Genomic DNA, 17,015 nt, shown 5'->3' with positions numbered 1-17,015 from the left:
GGAAAATAAATTATTTAAAATCACGATTATTATTTATCAATTTAATTTGCCATTATTTTGATTATTAAAAATATAGATGATGAATAATTTTTTTCTTTTGCATTTTTTGATGCTTTATTCTGTGTGTTTCGGACAAAATAATAAAGCTCCAGATAGTTCTTATGTCGTTGTTAAATACAAAGTCATTTTTTTGAAAGATACAGCAGATATCAATTCTAAAAAAGAAGAATTGATGACTTTGCAGATTGGGAAAAATGTTTCTTTATTTAAAAGTGATCAAAAACATATTACAGATTCTTTACAAAGAATATCGGCTGAGAATAGTTTTAAAAATGCTGTCAACAATCATATTATACTTGATTTTGGGAAGATTCCCAAATCTAATTTTTTTCAAGAAGTATATGCTAAAAATGGTAGGGTGAAGATTTTTGACAAAGTTTTTAATAAAATTTATTCATTTGAACCGATTAATAAAGCCAGTTGGAAACTTGTTGATGAAAAGAAAGTTATTAATACTTATAACTGCAAAAAAGCAATTGGAGTATATGGAAAAAGAAAATGGGTTGCTTGGTATACAGATGATATTCCAATATCAGAGGGACCTTATAATTTTAAAGGATTGCCAGGATTAATTGTAGAAATTTCTGATGAAAAAGAATTTTATCATTTTACTTTAAACTATCTCAAAAAATCCCAAGTACCAATTATGCCAATTAGTACATCTTTAGAAACGGATTATTACAAATTTAGTGAAAAAAGAAAAGATGTTATGGAGAATCCGATGCAATATCTTAAACAAATTATCAATGATCCTTTGTCTGTTAATAAAAGCAAAGAAGAAGATATAAAACGGAATGTTAGAAAGAAAAATAATTATTTAGATTAATAAAACTAACTAGGCACTTTCGAATTTACTTCGAAAGTGTTTTTAGTTTAATCTAACGTCAGTCTTTTCAAAGACCAAGCACTTCCATTGTAAATATCAAGATCTACTTTGGTATTAATACCATGAACGATTCCATTTTCTGTAAATTGCCAAAAATCCCAGTCGCTGTCGGGCGATGGGGTAGGCACATCATTATAATTCGCTAACCAAAGCGGATAATCATCAAATTCACCTTTTAAAAAGTCTTTGTAATAATGATAATAGGTGTAAATAATTGGCTTTTCACCATAGGTTTCCTCGATAATTTTACACCAGATTTTCAAATCCTCCACCAGTTTTTTATTGGTTTTTCGTTTAGGTATTTTTTCAATATCAAGAATCGGAGGCAAATCTCCGCTTTCCAGTTTTACATTATCTAAAAAATTATTTGCCTGAATGATCGGATCTTCATCCGCACGATAAAAATGATACGCTCCGCGAATTAAATTATGCTTTTTTGCCTGTTCCCAAAATTGGTCAAAATGTTTGTCAGCATTACGGTTTCCCATCGTGGCGCGCATCACGACAAATTCAAGCGGAATGGTTTTATTTCCGATGGTCAAACTGTCCCATTTTATGTCTTCCCGATTTTGGTAATGAGAAATATCAAATCCATACGTTTTATCAAGATTATTTGAAAGAATTTTCTGGATTCTTGCGGTTTCAGTTTCGTTGTTGTGAAGCTTTTTATGTGTGAATTTATTAAAGTAAAGCGCATAATAGTAACTGATTGATTGCTTTAAATATAACCCCGTTCCGATTAATGCAATAATTAAAATTGCCAATACCACTTTTCGACGAAAAAAATAATTCTTTCGTCGGTTTTTATGCAGGCTTTTGGCGGTCTTTTTGCTGTACTTTTTCGGTGACATAAAGTTTTACAAAACTAACTTTTTTCACTTCTAAATGCTAAATAAAATCAGTAAATTTGTGTACTATGGAAACACGCGAAAAAATCATCATTATAGGGGGAGGTTTTGCGGGGCTGCAACTTGCAAAAACATTAAATAACAAGAACAAAAAAGTAATTGTTTTAGATCGGGTAAACCATCATATGTTTCAGCCTCTTTTCTATCAGGTGGCGTGTGGAAGGATAGAACCTTCCAATATTTCTTTCCCTTTTAGGAAGATTTTTCAGCAATCCAGAAACACTCAGTTTCGTATGACGGAGGTTCGCGAAATCGATGCTGCGAACAATAAGGTAATCACCGATGAAGCTGAATTTACTTATGATAAATTAATCATCGCAACCGGTTGTAAAACTAATTTTTTCGGTAATAAAGATCTTGAAAATAAAGCTTTCGGGATGAAAAATACCCAAGAGGCAATCGGAATCCGAAATCATGTTTTAATGACTTTTGAAAAACTGATTATTGAAAAAGGAAGGAGTGATGACGGAAACTGGAATATCGTGATCGTTGGAAGTGGCCCAACCGGAGTTGAACTCGCAGGCGCTTTCGCGGAAATGAAAAAGGAAATTTTACCGAGAGATTATCCTTTTATGAATTTCGATCACCTTAATATTATTCTCGTAAGTTCTACAGAAAAACCTTTAGCGGTGATGAGCCCTGAAGCTCAGCAGAAATCTGAAGAATATTTAAAGGAATTGGGCGTAACTTTTCTGAGTCAGGAATATGTAACAGATTACGACGGCGACAAGGTTCACATGAAAAGTGGAAAAACAATTCCTTCCAACAACGTAATCTGGGCAGCCGGAGTTACAGGAAATGTGGTTGATGGTTTTCCTGAAGATAAATTAATCAGAAACAGATATATAACCGACCGATTCAACAAGATAAAAGGTTATGATAATGTCTTTGCGATTGGAGACATTGCTTACATGGAAACTCCAAAGTATCCTCAAGGTCATCCGCAAGTTGCAAATGTCGCAATTAATCAGGCGAAAAATTTAGGTAAAAATCTTTTAAAGAAAAGCCCTTCCGAATGGGTTGAATATGAGTATGATGATAAAGGCTCTTTGGCTACGATCGGGAAGCACAGAGCGGTGGTAGATTTACCATTTATAAAATTTCAGGGATTTTTAGCATGGTATTTCTGGATGTTCTTACATTTAATGTTAATTTTGAGCGTTCGAAATAAGCTGGCCGTATTCTTCAACTGGATGTGGAGCTATTTCAACAAAGATTCGTCTTTACGACTGATTATTTTACCTAATAAGAAAAACGAAACAGTACAATGAGAATTGATATAATAAGTGTACTTCCGGAATTAATGGAAAGCCCTTTTAAAACTTCTATTTTGAAAAGAGCGATGGATAAAGGGTTGGCAGAAGTACATTTTCATCAGCTGAGAGATTGGGGGCTTAACAAAAAGAAACAGGTAGATGATGAGCCTTACGGTGGTGGTGCAGGAATGGTAATGATGGTGGAGCCGTTGGACAACTGCATTTCTGAGCTTAAATCTCAACGAGATTATGATGAGGTTATTTATTTGACACCCGATGGCGTTACTTTAAACCAAAAAATAGCAAATACGCTTTCTACTAAGCAAAATCTGATCTTTCTGTGCGGTCATTATAAAGGCATTGACCAGCGTGTAAGAGATCTTCATGTTACCAAAGAAATTTCTATAGGAGATTATGTTTTAACGGGAGGTGAGCTTGCTGCTTGCGTTCTGGCAGATTCTGTAATTCGTCTGCTTCCGGGGGTTTTGAATGATGAACAAAGTGCTTTAACAGATAGTTTTCAGGATGATTTATTGTCTCCGCCAATTTATACCCGTCCGGAAATTTACAAAGGGTTGGAGGTTCCCAAAGTTCTTTTAAGTGGTAATTTTGGCAAAATTGAAGAATGGCGTCATGATGAAGCGGTGAGAATTACCCAAGAAAAAAGACCCGATTTACTGTAAAATTTTTCCCTTAATTTTGGTAAACGATGAAGTAATTTTGCAATTTTTAAGAATTTATTTTTAAATTGGAATGAAAGTTGTAATAATTTGATTTGTAATTAAAATATTATTGTTTTTAAATATTTTAAATGATATATTATTCTATAAAATTTAGAATTTATATTTTATTTTAAGTTTAAAACTGATGATGTAATAAACGTATAGTTAAAAATTTAAACCGTTGTATTGCGCTTTGGTTAAACGTTTTTACAGAATCGTTATGATTTGAATATAAAATAAATATGAAAATAATATAAATAAATTAATCATATTTAAAAAAAAATAATAAATTTACATCCAGAAAGTATAGTATAAATTTTAAGGAATAGAAATGCGTGTTGATGGAGCTGTTTTCTTTTTATAATGTAGAAAATTTATTTTTACCAGACCCGCCACCAAAACATAAGTTGGATCCTACAATCTCCGGATTGAGGAATTGGGACGAAAAAAGATACAAAAACAAGCTCTTTAAAATATCACACGTTTTTCAGTTGATGAAGGAGAAAAATGGTATGTTGCCATTTATAATTGGTTTATCCGAGGTTTCCGGAAGGAAAGTTTTGGAAGACCTTGTGAAGTTGGAACCCTTTAATTCAAACTACGGAATTGTGCATTACAATTCTATGGACGAAAGAAAGGTAGATGTAGCAATGTTATATGATAAAAATAAAGTAGAGGTGATAGACTCAGAAACTATTACTTACTTCTTTGAAATTATAGACAAAAACACAGAAAATTACGACACAACTAGGGATGTACTTTATTCAAAAGTGAAATATAAAGGTGAGGTCATCAATGTTTTTATCGCGCATCTTCCCTCTAAGCGTGAGAAAGATATTAACAGACCAAAAAGAGCTTTTATACTCTCGGAAATTCGGGGCAGGATTTTGAGCCTTCTGAATAAAGATAAGGAACATGTGATTCTATGTGGTGATTTTAACGAAAACCCAGATGATGAAAATTTGATAAAAATTCTCTTCGACGATAGCCAAAATAAGGTGTTGGAAAACCCTTTTCTCGAGCTATTTTCTACCAGAAATTATTCTACTTTTCATTATAAATCTGGACTGTTGTTTGATCAGATTATATTATCCAAATCATTATTCAATAATGATCTTGCGATCTCTTACAAGAAAGCAGGGATTTTTAATTCTGAAAAAATAAGCAGCCGGACAGGAAATTTTAAAGGCAGACCCTTCCGAACCTATGCTGGTACACGATATTTGGGAGGCTATAGCGATCATTTTCCGGTTTTTGTAGAATTCACAAGTCTATAAAAAGTTTAAATAAAAAAACATGAATAATAAAAAAAAGTAGAAAATGAAAAATTCAAGCAACGCAAACTATCATTTAGATTCAATCGACAAAGAAATCATCTATATGTTGATGGATAACGCTAAAACTTCTTTAGCTCATATTTCGAAAAATGTTGGTATTTCAACAACAGCCGTTCACCAGAGAATAAAGAAGCTTGAACATGCCGGAGTTATCGAAAATTCAATTTCGTTTCTTAACCCTAAAAAAATTGGATACAAAGTAATTTCGTACATCGGTGTATTTTTGGATCAGCCAAGTCATTATCCGGAGGTGGTAAAATCTCTGAAAGATATTAATGAAGTGGTAGAGGCACATTACACAACTGGTAATTATACAACTTTCCTTAAAGTTCTTTGTAAGGATAATGATCACTTGATGCAAATTCTTAGCAAACTTCAAAAGCTAAAAGGTGTAACAAGAACGGAAACTTTCATATCTTTGGAGCAAGGAATTTATAGACAATTGAAAGTATAACAGATTATGAACATTGCTCAATATTTGGATTCAACCTATTTGAAAACACCTGAACAATCGGGGCTTTCAAATGAAGAAACTTTAAAAATCAACGAAAAACTTACTCAGGAAGCCATCGATAACGGAATTTTTGCCGTAATGATTCGCCCCGATTATGTTGCTGAAATTAAAAAGTATATTCAGAATAAAAATTCAAATGTTGTAATAGGTACTGTAATTGGTTTTCATGAAGGAACTTATTCCATCGACGAAAAACTGGCAGAAGCCTCAAAAGCAATTTCAGACGGTGCAGACGAATTAGATTTTGTAATTAATTATAATGCTTATTTAAGTGGAAATCTTCAGCTTGTAAAAGATGAATTTGTAAAATGTACACAGCTATGTTTACAAAATCATAAAGTTGCGAAATGGATTATTGAAATTGCAGCTTTAACTGATGTGCAAATTGCAGATCTTACAAAGAATATTTCTAATTGGGCAGAAGAAAATTTCTCGGAAAAAGATTTATCTGAAATCTATGTAAAATCTTCTACAGGCTTTTATCAAACTACCGGTGGAAAGCCTAACGGAGCCACGTTTGAAGGTATAAAAATTATGCTGGATAATGCCGGAAAACTTCCTGTGAAAGCTGCAGGAGGAGTAAGAACTCCTGAAGATGCAGAAAAGATGATTAATCTTGGAGTAAAGAGAATTGGTACTTCTTCGGCTTTGGCTTTGATTAAAAATGAATCAAGCGCTGAAACGTATTAAAAAATCAAACAAATCAATAAAAAATAAAACCATCAAATTCAGTTTTGATGGTTTTTTATTTTAAGCTTGTTGAGCAAGATATTCAGTGTAAAACTGTTGTGTTTCTATAATCAACGTGTTCATTTCTTCTAACGTGAAAACTTCAAGGAATTTTTTTCTGAATTCTTTAAAGTGAGGCACCCCACGGAAATAATTGCTGTAATGTTGTCTCATTTCCACCAGTCCTAATTTTTCACCTTTCCATTCTACGCTCCATTCTGCATGTTGGCGAACAGCTAATAATCTGTCTTCAATAGTTGGAGCTGGTAAATGTTCTCCGGTTTTAAAGAAATGTTTAATTTCATTAAAAATCCAAGGATATCCAATGGCTGCACGACCGATCATGATGCCGTCGCACGCATATTTTTGTTTATATTCTAAAGCTTTTTCAGGAGAATCGATATCACCGTTTCCAAAAATAGGAATTTCGATATTTGGATTTTGTTTAATTCTAGAAATATGCTCCCAATCGGCTTCTCCTTTATACATCTGAGCACGCGTTCTTGCATGAATCGTCAAAGCTTTAATTCCCGTTTCCTGAAGACGTTCTGCCACTTCATCAATATTGATTGAATGAGAATCCCAGCCTAAACGAGTTTTTACGGTTACAGGAAGGCTTGTTGAACTTACCACGGCTTTTGTTAAACGAACCATAAGGTCAATATCTTTCAAAACTCCGGCTCCTGCTCCTTTGCAAACAACTTTTTTTACGGGGCATCCAAAATTAATATCTACTAAATCGGGATTTACCGTTTCCACAATTCTTGCAGACATTGCCATCGCTTCCTCATCGCCACCAAAAATCTGGATGCCGACAGGTCGCTCGTAATCAAAAATATCTAGTTTTTTTCGGCTTTTCATTGCATCACGAATCAAGCCTTCAGAAGAAATAAATTCTGAATACATCAAGTCTGCACCGTGCATTTTGCATAGTCTTCTGAACGGAGGATCGCTCACGTCTTCCATCGGAGCCAATAAAAGCGGAAATTCCGGCAGTTCTATATTGCCTATTTTTATCATGCTGCAAAATTACAAAATTTTAAACTTTTGAGATGATGATAATATCTATCATTGTAAATTATAATGTGAAAGCCTAATTTTTTAAGCTTTAAAAACTCGCTTTTACCTGCATACTTCCAATATGGATGGTTCTTTCACCGGAATTTCTTCCTTCATAATTTAAATTTAATTGTAAGAAAGAATTCAGCGCCTGTTGAATGAAAACACTCCAAACTTGGTTTTTCCCAGGTTTCAACCCGTCAAGCATTTGGTTTCCGACGATACTGAAATTGTTTCCGTTGAAATTGTTGTTTATGAATGAGAAATTCCCTCTGATGGAAGTCTTCTTGCGTTCCCACTGAATAGTTCCGGTAATATCAAAAGCTTTTAATAATTCTTCTCCATCCATTCTCTGTTTTTGTCTGAAAGCGGAAGAAAGTTCAGCCTGAATAGCATCTGTAAATTTGTAAGTGGCTTTTGGTTTTGTTTCAAAATTATTTAAATGATAATCTCTCGTTGCAAATAGTTGTGATGAATTTTGAATATCATGCACCGAATTTTCCCAGTCGATCCTGAATTCTTTATTAAACCAATATCCAACATTCACAAAATGAGAAGTTTGCTCACGCTCTTCATTACTAAAATTGGCATTGATGACATTGTCATTGGCAATAAAACGATAGTTACCATTCCAACCCGATTTTTCTGTCGGACTAAACTGAACTGAGGCCAAAATATTCTGATTTTTCAGGATTTGATCATCACTTTTCTCAAACGGATTTAATACTAAAACTTTATCTTTTTTATAGAAAGAGTTTTGTGAATTTAAAGAAACATTAAAATTCCAACGCTTTAAAAAGGCATTTTCAGAATTAAAAACTACGGAAGGATTCACAAATAGCGCCAACTGTAATTTATTTTTATTGGAAGGAATATATCGGACAGAATTGGTGTAAACCCTTATATATTGTGCTAAATCCGAATATTCTGCAATTTCAAATTCATCAAGCTGCTGAACGCCGTCTCCGTTGTAATCGGTCCATTTATAAACTCCTTGTCCGTCTGTAACCTTTATATATTGAAATTCTCTTTGTGCTTCCTGCCCGTTTCCTAATTCATAGAAAGCCTGCAAACGCATCCCGTTTCTGAACAATTGTTGGTTGTAAAGAATGTTTCCAACCACGAAATCGTTATTTCTGGATGCATCAACATCCTGATTCTGATAGAAAAATTTTCTATAGTGAAGCAATACATTCAATGTAGTTTTTTCACTTTTTATCAACTGACTTTCCGCCATGATCCCCAAAATATTATTCATATTCTGAAGTCTGTTATCACGCACCGAGTCGTTGTCACGCATATAAACTTTAGCCAATAACTTCGTTCTAGTACTGTCTCCGATTTTTTTCTGAACGAAAAGTTCTTTCCAACTGAAACTCGTAACATCCATCAATTGCGTATCGTTGTATGTTTTCTCGTTGTGCTCCATACTTCCACCCAAAGCCCAGCTTCCTTTTTTACCGGTGTATTCCGTAGAAGCACCTCCTCGGATGAATTTGGTATCCTGAAGAGTGGCGTTGGTTCCCAAATAGGATAGATTTCCTTTTGTGAAAAATTTACCTTTGATCCAACCAAAATCCAAATCATTTTTAATCCCTTTGTAAGAATCTTTTTCATCCAGATAATTGATTCTATAGTTTAAGGTTGATTTGTTATTCCATTTATTTAAAAAGCTGAAGATAAATCTGTTCTGTGTTCTTCCGCTGAATTCCTGAGCCAAGTTGAAATCTCTCGAGAACTCCACATCATTAATACGATCTAAAATATGGAATTGCTTATCTATATATTGATATTCGAAACTCGGAGTTCCTTTCCAATTGTTTTTTGTGAATGTTTTATTTCCGAAAATACGTCCGGCATATCCTAAGTTCTGATCTGAATCTTTAGATGAAAATAAATTGAGATCATAATTACTTAACGAGAAATCTGCCCCAATTTTACCTTCTTTCAAAGCAACTTCCGTATTTACAGAATATACTTGCGCTTTTTGTGGAGAAGGCAGTTTTCTCACCGCTCTGTAATCTCCCTGATTGGGACCAACATATTCGAAAACTCGTCCGTTGTTGGTCGTTTGTGAGGTTTTATAATCTCCTAAATTAGCTCCGAAATAAGTGTAAGAAACTTGATAAAGCGTTTCGTTGGCATCGGTAGAGAATTCGTAATAATTGCCATTTCCACCTTGTACTAAACGATACAAAATTTTGTTTACATCATAAGGAGTAGCCACCCCTGAAGGAGCGTACATAAGATCAGGATTATTTCCCGCATCGGCAAGAATTTGTTCGTCTTCTTTGGAAAGATTTAAAGCTAATGGAGCATTTTTATTATCATTTTCCATAAACCAGTTCAATCCAACTTTGAATTTCTCTCTTTTGTGCTCAACTTTTCCGGTAAATAAATATCTTGAATAATTTCTGTTGGTATAGTTATAAGAAATCGTGATAAAGTTTTGTTGGAAAATAGGTCGGAAACTGGTAAAAGTTACCTCACCTGTATTATAATTGATGACGTAATCCTGGTTTTCGCCACGTTTCATTAAAATACCATCAATAAAAACCTGTTCAGAACCTGAAATTAAAGTAATGAACTGTTCGCCATTTTTTCCCGTCAAACGATAAGGCCCTTGATTTCCTTCAACCCCTTGAAAACGAACTCGGTGGAATTCACTTCGCGCAACACCCATCGATACATCTACAAAAGTTTTATTTTCTTTACCAAATTCTGTCTGAAACTCAAGCCCCATACTTCGTCTCTGAAACTTCGCGAAATAATTTTTAGCTTCCACCAAATCTAAATGTCCTGCTCTAAGGATCGATTTATCCTTAATATTAAGCTGCATATAAATTTTGTCGAATTCTTCAAGCGTTTGTGTGTAACCATCCGCCTGAATCGGAAGATTATGATCTGAAATACTGGCCAAAATTGTTACATCTTTCGAAAGTCGACCAGAAATCTGTAAATCCATGGAACTTTGTACCGATTGCCCCTGATTATTACCAAAAGTAATCCCTCGAATAATAGAACCTTTAGAATTGAGTTCGCCTAAGAAACGTTTTTTGTCATTTTTAGCTAAAACAGCTTCATCTACAATAATTCGGTTGCTGGTTTTAACAAAGTCTAGGGTATCTTTTGCAAAAATATCCTGTTCAAGTCTAGCTGCCAGAATACTGTCTTTTTTTATTGAATCTTCCGGAATATTAGGATTTTTCCACGTAAAAACTTGGGCATCAATAGAAAATAGGCCCATAAAAAAAATCACGAATATCAGATAAAAATTCCGCAAGAACTTAAAAATAATTGGTAAAAATAACTAAAAATTGTTTATAATTGAGGTTTTAGCATTATTAACAAAAATTTACATAATTTATTGCGTTGAAGATAAAAATACTTGTATTTTAGCAACCTAAATTATTAATAATTAAATTTTTAAATCATGAAAAAACTTTATTCGTTAGTTGCTACGGTAATGATTGCAGCAACATCATTTGCACAAACTACTCTTTTATCAGAAAATTTTGGAACTACTTCAACTTTGCCGACGGGTTGGGCAAGTACAAGTACAAGTAATGGATGGAATGGAAGTACAGCTTCTGCTTCAACTGGATATGCTGGATCTTCAGGTGGAGCAAATGCAGTATTTGCAGGATCAGGATCAAATGGGGTTACACATACATTAACCTACTCTAATTTATCAACAGTTGGCTATAGTAATATAAATATTATTTGGGGAGGAAGAGGAACTAATGCCTTTGCTCAGAATATTGTTTTCCAATGGAGTACTGACGGTTCTACATGGAATGATGTAACTTACACATATACTAAAAACGGTAATACGTGGGCTTTAGTAAATGGTGGTGTAGCTATTCAATTGCCTGCTCAAACAGAAAATACTTCTACTTTAAGCCTTAGATGGTCTTCTGTAACAAGTAATAATGGAAATTATAGAATTGATGATGTAAAAGTAGTTGGTACCTCTGCTTCTCTTGCAACAAATGAAATTAAAGCAAGTAAAAATTTATTTGTTAAGAATACAGTGGTAAATAATGATATTACTTTTGGTGCTAAATCTGAAGTGAAAGTTTATAACATGGCTGGTCAGGTTGTAAAAACTGCTTCCGTTTCAGAAAATCAATCATTAAATGTTTCTGATTTGAAAGAAGGAACTTACATCGTAGCTGGAACTGTAAACGGACAGTTAGTTTCAGAGAAAATTATCAAGAAATAACTTTAAGTTATTGTTAAATATAAAGCATCACTTTAAATAAGTGGTGCTTTTTGCTTATTTTTACATCAATAATTTAAAACTTTACTTATGAAAAAGATTTTTACTGTTTTAGGATTAATTTCCGCAACAGCATTTATGAATGCGCAGATTGTAATCAATGAAATCTATGGAGGAGGCGGGAACTCAGGTGCCCCATATACAAATGATTTTATAGAACTTAAAAATATTGGCAATACTTCTATAACCTTAACTAATGCAACTATTCAGTATGCATCTGCTACTGGTACGTTTAATTCTTACCAGACTCTTCCTACATTTACATTAGCACCTGGGCAAACCTATTTAATACAAGAGGCTGGAGGTGCAACAGGTTCGGCATTGCCTACACCAGATTTTGCTCCAACAAATAATACTTCTTTTAGTAACGGAACGGTTTATAATAATGCATTCAATTTACAAGCAAATAATGGGAAAGTTGCATTAGCAAATTCTGTTACACAGGTAGTATCCCCAACAGATAGTCATGTGTTAGATTTTGTAGGTTATGGTACGGGAAATCTTTCTGAAGGTGCTCCGGCTCCCGCTCCTTCCAATACAACATCTATTGCTAGAATTTCTGGTGATACAAATAATAATTCTGTTGATTTTGTAGAAGGTGCTCCAACCCCACAAAACTCTACCATGGGTGCATTAGCTGTATCTGATGTAAACTTATCAAGAGCTTCAAACTTCGTAAAAAACACTTTCGTTAAAACAAGCGAAATCACTTTCGGATCTGATGTAAAAGATGTTAAAATTTACAATATGTTCGGACAAATTGTAAAGTCGGCATCTGTAAAAGCAGGAGCTTCTGTAAATGTTGCTGATCTAGCTAAAGGAAACTATATTGTTACAGGTACTGTAAACAATCAACCAGTTTCTCAGAAAATCTTGAAAGACTAATTTTAATTAGAATTTTAAAATATTTGAACAGCTTCTCTGAAAAGAGAAGCTGTTTTTTTATTGTCATTGGAAATTTTTTAGAACTAAATTAATACCACCCCCTTCTCGCCGCATTAATAATAGAACCTAAATTCAGTATCAGTGTATATCGTATACGTCTTCCGTAATCTTTAAATGCGGGTTCAAAACCTAACGAAGACTGAATTGGGAAGTATACTTCAAGAAAATCAGGGATAACACGAACTTTTATACCGCTGTCCCAAATGAATTTTGTTGGCTGATTTTTATTTTTATACATTCCGGCATCGGCATACACATGGAAAATTTTCCAAATGCTTGAATCTACATTAAACGAAGTGATCCAGTGATTAACACTTCCCGGAATAAAAGATTTAAACCCTCCATCTGCCAAAATATATTGTTGAGATAAAATTCCTCCAGTTGCACTTTGTCCAAGCAAATTATAAGAAAAAGAATAATCCGAAACTCTGGAAATTCCGTAATTGAAAGTGTTATTTCGGGTTTCATTTCTGGCAAAATATCCGGCAAATAATCTTAGACTCAGCTTTTGCTTTGGAGCAAATTCCCATCGATAAAATCCTTCAGCTGTAATTTTGTTGAAATCTTCCATTCCCTGAGTGCTTATGCTTAAGCTTTTTTCGTGGATCATCTGATTATCAGTATATCCATAACCTAAACTCCAAAGATTGTACTTATCATAATCTTTTCTTGCAATCATCAGTTGATTCAAATCTCTTTCCAAATAATTGTATGAAAAAGCAATTCCGCGGCTTACCGTACTTCTTGGATTTTTTCTAAAATTTAAAGCCGTAAAAAACGAAGCTTTTCGGTAAGCAAGATCATAATCATAATGAAAATACGATCCCGAAACTCCAAAAGTCAAACTTCTGATAATGCTTTCAGCCGGTAAAATAGAGTAGGAGACAGCTCCCGAACCCGTCAGTTTCCCCGTTCCTGAACTGTACATTGGAGTGAATGAGTACAAGAACTTCTGATCAAATAATGATTGATTTTTAAAATTCAAACCAAAAAGAAATTTATCGTATGCATTATTAAAACGAACTCTCGGACTGATATAAATTTCATTGAATTCAGGATTCGGAATATCTTTTATCAGCTTTAATTTGATCTTTTTATTATTTGAAAAAAAACCTTTTGCGTATAAAAAATTATCTCTGTAGTTCGATTCAGGGAAAATATAATCGTCGTTCAGCGTTATTTTGTAAATATCTAAAGCTGGAACGGTAAAAGTTTTTGTCTTTTCGTTTTCTCCTGTTTCTATCCAATAAGATTTTGTTTCGCCTGTTCTTGTTTCTGTTTCCAGTTTTACAGGAATGGCTGTGTCGGTATTTTTTGTGATTTTAATATTTAAAGAATCTTCTTCTTTTCTGATTCTTTTCAATTTAAAATTGACTCTGTTTTTCTGTTTGAAAAAAGCATCCAGATAATTCGTTGTTTTATCTTTTTCAGATAATTCTTTCAGGAAATCTTCAGGCTGGATTTGTTTATCGGTATTTTTAGCAATAAAATCTTTAACAGTTGCATTAAAATTATCATAGCCCATTTTATCGGCAGAATAGCTGAAAAGACTTCCCGTTTCAAAGCTACTGATGGCCATATCATTGAAATTACTCAGACCTGTAAAATTTTCATCAATTTTCTGATCCAGATTTTGAGACATGATATATTGATAGGCCAAACCATAACGATCAATCAATTTTACATTGGAAGCATGAAATAATTTTAACGGTTTTACCCCAAAAATCTTTGTTTCCGGAAGGGAACCAAGAATTTTAGTTTCATTATAAAATTTCTTTAAATATTGCAATTCTAAATAAGATTTTAAACCATTTTTAAACCAATGATTGTCTTCTTTATCAGTAATGACGCTTTCGTCCAGAATTTTTTTAGCAATAATTCCGAAATAATCTAAATCTGTTTTTTCAGCATCCGTAAACATCTGAAATTTAAATTTCCAGAATGTAATATCATTATTTCCGAAAAAATCCTCTTTACCTCTGAATTTATCAGAAATAAAAATCCTTTCCGGAATAAAGCCAATGCGATCTTTAATGAATTTTAAATGTAAAGGAAGATAAAATTCCAGATTTTGTTTTTCCTGAGGTTTCAGATTATAACCAAATTTTATTTCAGTATTAATACCTTCCGAATTAATAATTATGGATGGAAACTGATTGTCGGAAATTAAAAATTCAGGGTCAGAATCTAAATATCCCTTGAAGGAATTCATCTGAATCTGTTGAAGATTACTTTCAATAAAACTGTTTACGGGTATATCAAAATTAACCGTCCAGTACGTGTTGAAGTTTACAGATTCTTCAATATCATAGTAATCTCTTTTGGAAATATTGTCCGGATCAAAATGATCCGGAACAATAAAGAAATATTTTAAGGCTGTATTTTTATCAGATGTGCCATAACCCGTAAATCTTTTATCGGGAAGCTGCATCTGATATTGCAGTTGTAGAATGACTTTTTCACCTGGCTTCAACGGCTGAGAAAGCGGAACAAACAAGTTTTCATCCGAAAAATTGTTAACAGAAATTTCCTGATTGTCTGAACTTTTTACATGAAACTGCAATATTTTTCCCAGCTGTTCAGGTTTTGCAAAATGCAAATCGTTATTTCTGTCCTCAAGTTTTCTGTAAACTAAAGAAGTTCCTCTTTTATTGTATGCCGAAACCCAATTTAAAAGTTTTATGGTATTTAAATCTTTTTCTGAGTGGTTGTAATAGGTGATTTCCTGGTTTACATCCAGCATTTTTCTGTCGGCCGACAATTTGGCTTCAATATAAATACTGTCTTTTTGTGCAGAAACCTGAACAACTCCCCAGAACAAAATAAGGCAAATACTAAACTTTTTCAATTACATGTGATAAAGCGTCAAATATAATTTATTTTGACTAATATCCGTTGAATTTTAACTTAAGTTTTTGTCTTAAAACTACTTTTTCTCCAAAGAACTTAAATAAGCATTCCAACCTTCATTTTTATAAGTAATAGCAGCCTGTTCAGGATTTTCAGATTTGTAAATTCCTCTTCCTACAATGATGAAGTCGGTATGAAGTGTTTTGAAAACGTGCTCTGGCGTGTTATATTGCTGACCTTTTCCGTCTCCTGAATCTGCTAAATTTACACCTGGCGTAAACAATAAAATTTCATCCGGAAGCTGATTTTGAGAAACCCCACCAATTACGTTTGGATGAGATAAAGCTACTTTTAAAGCTTCTTCGCGATAGCTGGTTGTTGTTAAAGTTCCTTTAGAAGACATTCCAATAATGGCAACAACACCTACATTGCTAAAACAATCTAATGATTCAAAACCGCCAATCACCTGAGATGTTACGAAATCTGCCCAATCTGTAATTTTGAAAACTCCGCTCGTAAACTGAAGTTCCTGAGTATTTCCAATGTCGGCAAACTTTCTGTCTTCCATCAATAAAAACTGATGTTTTGAAGCCAACGCTTTTAATGGAGTAATTGTTTTTTCGTATTCAAAATCTGAAATAATATCGATATGCGTTTTTAAAGCAATAATGTGAGGACCTACTTTTTCTGCAAAATCCAACAATTCCTGAGTCGTTGTAACGTCTGCCGAAGCAATAAGGTTTGATTTTTTTTCTAACGCAATTTCTAATAATTTTTTAGAAACAGAGTGTTGAGCTGCATTTAATTTCTGCTCATAAGAACATCTTTGCTTTTCCTCAAACTGAATATGGTTTCCTTTTAAGAAATCCTGAATTCTTTTCACTTCTTCGTCTGTCAGTTGTCCGTCTTCCTGAAGAATAGCACAAACTTCTGAAATATTGAAGAGCGTATGAACTCTGTATCCTTTGCTTTCCAAAAGCTCTTTTCCGCCTTGTTCTCTATCTAGAACTACAACGATATCGGCAACTTTTAAATCTTCCTGTTCAACTTCAGCAATGGTTTCTACTAAAGATTTTCCGGAAGTAATCACGTCTTCTACTAAAAGACAGTTTTGTCCTTTTTGGTAAATTCCTTCAATTAATTTTTTAGTTCCGTAACTTTTAGCTTCTTTTCTTTTAATAATTAATGGAATGTAGCTTTCTAAAGACATTGCCGTCGCCATTGGAAGAGCAGCGTAAGGCACTCCGCAAATCAAATCAAAATTATCCAAAGGAAGCATTTCCAATAAATAATTAGCAAGATTTTTTAAGATTTTAGGATCCGAAGCCAATGGTCTTAAATCTACATAAAACGGACTTTCGATACCGCTTTTTAATGTAAATCTTCCGAATTTAATGATACCTAGTTTGTAGCACTCTAAAAAGAATTCTTTTTTACTTTCCATTATTTTTTATTAGATGTTGCAAA

Annotated in this window: 13 protein-coding genes; 8 read left to right on the top strand and 5 right to left on the bottom strand. The window is 33.5% G+C overall.

Translation table 11 applies throughout. The features are described 5' to 3' along the window. The first annotated feature begins 79 nt into the window (after positions 1-79). Entirely contained in the window at positions 80-886 is an 807-nt protein-coding gene (locus tag OXQ85_RS01900; protein ID WP_267401998.1) for a GLPGLI family protein, read from the top strand. A 47-nt stretch (positions 887-933) separates the two neighbouring features. Here the strand turns inward: OXQ85_RS01900 and OXQ85_RS01895 are convergent, their stop codons facing one another. Beyond that, positions 934-1,797 carry a GH25 family lysozyme gene (locus OXQ85_RS01895; protein ID WP_267401997.1) on the bottom strand — a complete coding sequence of 288 codons (864 nt, stop codon included), beginning with the start codon at positions 1,795-1,797 and terminating at the stop codon, positions 934-936. A gap of 65 nt (positions 1,798-1,862) precedes the next feature. Here OXQ85_RS01895 and OXQ85_RS01890 point away from each other — a divergent pair, with 65 nt between their 5' ends. The 5 genes from OXQ85_RS01890 to deoC all read left to right on the top strand — a co-directional run bounded on the left by OXQ85_RS01890 (position 1,863) and on the right by deoC (position 6,373). Beyond that, on the top strand, positions 1,863-3,125 hold the full coding sequence (locus tag OXQ85_RS01890) for an NAD(P)/FAD-dependent oxidoreductase (protein ID WP_267401996.1): 1,263 nt from the start codon (positions 1,863-1,865) through the stop codon (positions 3,123-3,125). Next, positions 3,122-3,793, top strand: a complete 672-nt coding sequence (gene trmD, locus OXQ85_RS01885; protein ID WP_267401995.1) for a tRNA (guanosine(37)-N1)-methyltransferase TrmD — start codon at positions 3,122-3,124, stop codon at positions 3,791-3,793. Before OXQ85_RS01890 ends, trmD begins: the two co-directional genes overlap by 4 nt. Positions 3,794-4,173: 380 nt before the next feature. Beyond that, entirely contained in the window at positions 4,174-5,109 is a 936-nt protein-coding gene (locus OXQ85_RS01880; protein WP_267401994.1) for an endonuclease/exonuclease/phosphatase family protein, read from the top strand. 43 nt (positions 5,110-5,152) lie between these two features. Then, positions 5,153-5,623 carry an Lrp/AsnC ligand binding domain-containing protein gene (locus tag OXQ85_RS01875; RefSeq protein WP_259109841.1) on the top strand — a complete coding sequence of 157 codons (471 nt, stop codon included), beginning with the start codon at positions 5,153-5,155 and terminating at the stop codon, positions 5,621-5,623. Between the two features lie 3 nt (positions 5,624-5,626). Then, complete coding sequence (deoC, locus tag OXQ85_RS01870; protein ID WP_267402391.1) at positions 5,627-6,373, top strand: deoxyribose-phosphate aldolase; 747 nt, start codon at positions 5,627-5,629, stop codon at positions 6,371-6,373. A gap of 60 nt (positions 6,374-6,433) precedes the next feature. Here deoC and dusB read toward each other — a convergent pair whose 3' ends face one another. Beyond that, positions 6,434-7,432, bottom strand: a complete 999-nt coding sequence (gene dusB / locus OXQ85_RS01865; RefSeq protein WP_267401992.1) for a tRNA dihydrouridine synthase DusB — start codon at positions 7,430-7,432, stop codon at positions 6,434-6,436. An 88-nt stretch (positions 7,433-7,520) separates the two neighbouring features. Next, entirely contained in the window at positions 7,521-10,718 is a 3,198-nt protein-coding gene (locus tag OXQ85_RS01860; protein WP_267401990.1) for a hypothetical protein, read from the bottom strand. Positions 10,719-10,904: 186 nt separating this feature from the next. Here OXQ85_RS01860 and OXQ85_RS01855 point away from each other — a divergent pair, with 186 nt between their 5' ends. After that, complete coding sequence (locus OXQ85_RS01855; RefSeq protein ID WP_267401989.1) at positions 10,905-11,696, top strand: T9SS type A sorting domain-containing protein; 792 nt, start codon at positions 10,905-10,907, stop codon at positions 11,694-11,696. 87 nt (positions 11,697-11,783) lie between these two features. Beyond that, entirely contained in the window at positions 11,784-12,638 is an 855-nt protein-coding gene (locus OXQ85_RS01850; RefSeq protein ID WP_267401988.1) for a lamin tail domain-containing protein, read from the top strand. An 88-nt stretch (positions 12,639-12,726) separates the two neighbouring features. Here OXQ85_RS01850 and OXQ85_RS01845 read toward each other — a convergent pair whose 3' ends face one another. Then, positions 12,727-15,546 (bottom strand): aminopeptidase, encoded by a 2,820-nt coding sequence (locus tag OXQ85_RS01845; RefSeq protein ID WP_267401987.1) that lies wholly within the window; start codon positions 15,544-15,546, stop codon positions 12,727-12,729. Positions 15,547-15,624: 78 nt separating this feature from the next. Next, a complete protein-coding gene (gene pyrF, locus OXQ85_RS01840; RefSeq protein WP_267401986.1) occupies positions 15,625-16,992 on the bottom strand; it encodes an orotidine-5'-phosphate decarboxylase in 1,368 nt (455 codons plus the stop codon). Between the last annotated feature and the right edge of the window lie 23 nt (positions 16,993-17,015).

This window comes from Chryseobacterium sp. GM_Chr_2, from assembly GCF_026540445.1.
Classification (GTDB): Bacteria; Bacteroidota; Bacteroidia; order Flavobacteriales; family Weeksellaceae; genus Chryseobacterium.
Note: the sequence above shows the minus strand (reverse complement) of the source record. Positions and strands in the feature narration are given on the sequence as shown.

Excerpts from the sequence above, each read along its gene's own strand:
- OXQ85_RS01900 (WP_267401998.1), top strand. The coding sequence starts at position 80 with ATGAATAATTTTTTTCTTTTGCATTTTTTGATGCTTTATTCTGTGTGT.
- OXQ85_RS01895 (WP_267401997.1), bottom strand. The coding sequence starts at position 1,797 with ATGTCACCGAAAAAGTACAGCAAAAAGACCGCCAAAAGCCTGCATAAA.
- OXQ85_RS01890 (WP_267401996.1), top strand. The coding sequence starts at position 1,863 with ATGGAAACACGCGAAAAAATCATCATTATAGGGGGAGGTTTTGCGGGG.
- trmD (WP_267401995.1), top strand. The coding sequence starts at position 3,122 with ATGAGAATTGATATAATAAGTGTACTTCCGGAATTAATGGAAAGCCCT.
- OXQ85_RS01880 (WP_267401994.1), top strand. The coding sequence starts at position 4,174 with ATGGAGCTGTTTTCTTTTTATAATGTAGAAAATTTATTTTTACCAGAC.
- OXQ85_RS01875 (WP_259109841.1), top strand. The coding sequence starts at position 5,153 with ATGAAAAATTCAAGCAACGCAAACTATCATTTAGATTCAATCGACAAA.
- dusB (WP_267401992.1), bottom strand. The coding sequence starts at position 7,432 with ATGATAAAAATAGGCAATATAGAACTGCCGGAATTTCCGCTTTTATTG.
- OXQ85_RS01860 (WP_267401990.1), bottom strand. The coding sequence starts at position 10,718 with ATGGGCCTATTTTCTATTGATGCCCAAGTTTTTACGTGGAAAAATCCT.
- OXQ85_RS01855 (WP_267401989.1), top strand. The coding sequence starts at position 10,905 with ATGAAAAAACTTTATTCGTTAGTTGCTACGGTAATGATTGCAGCAACA.
- OXQ85_RS01850 (WP_267401988.1), top strand. The coding sequence starts at position 11,784 with ATGAAAAAGATTTTTACTGTTTTAGGATTAATTTCCGCAACAGCATTT.
- pyrF (WP_267401986.1), bottom strand. The coding sequence starts at position 16,992 with ATGGAAAGTAAAAAAGAATTCTTTTTAGAGTGCTACAAACTAGGTATC.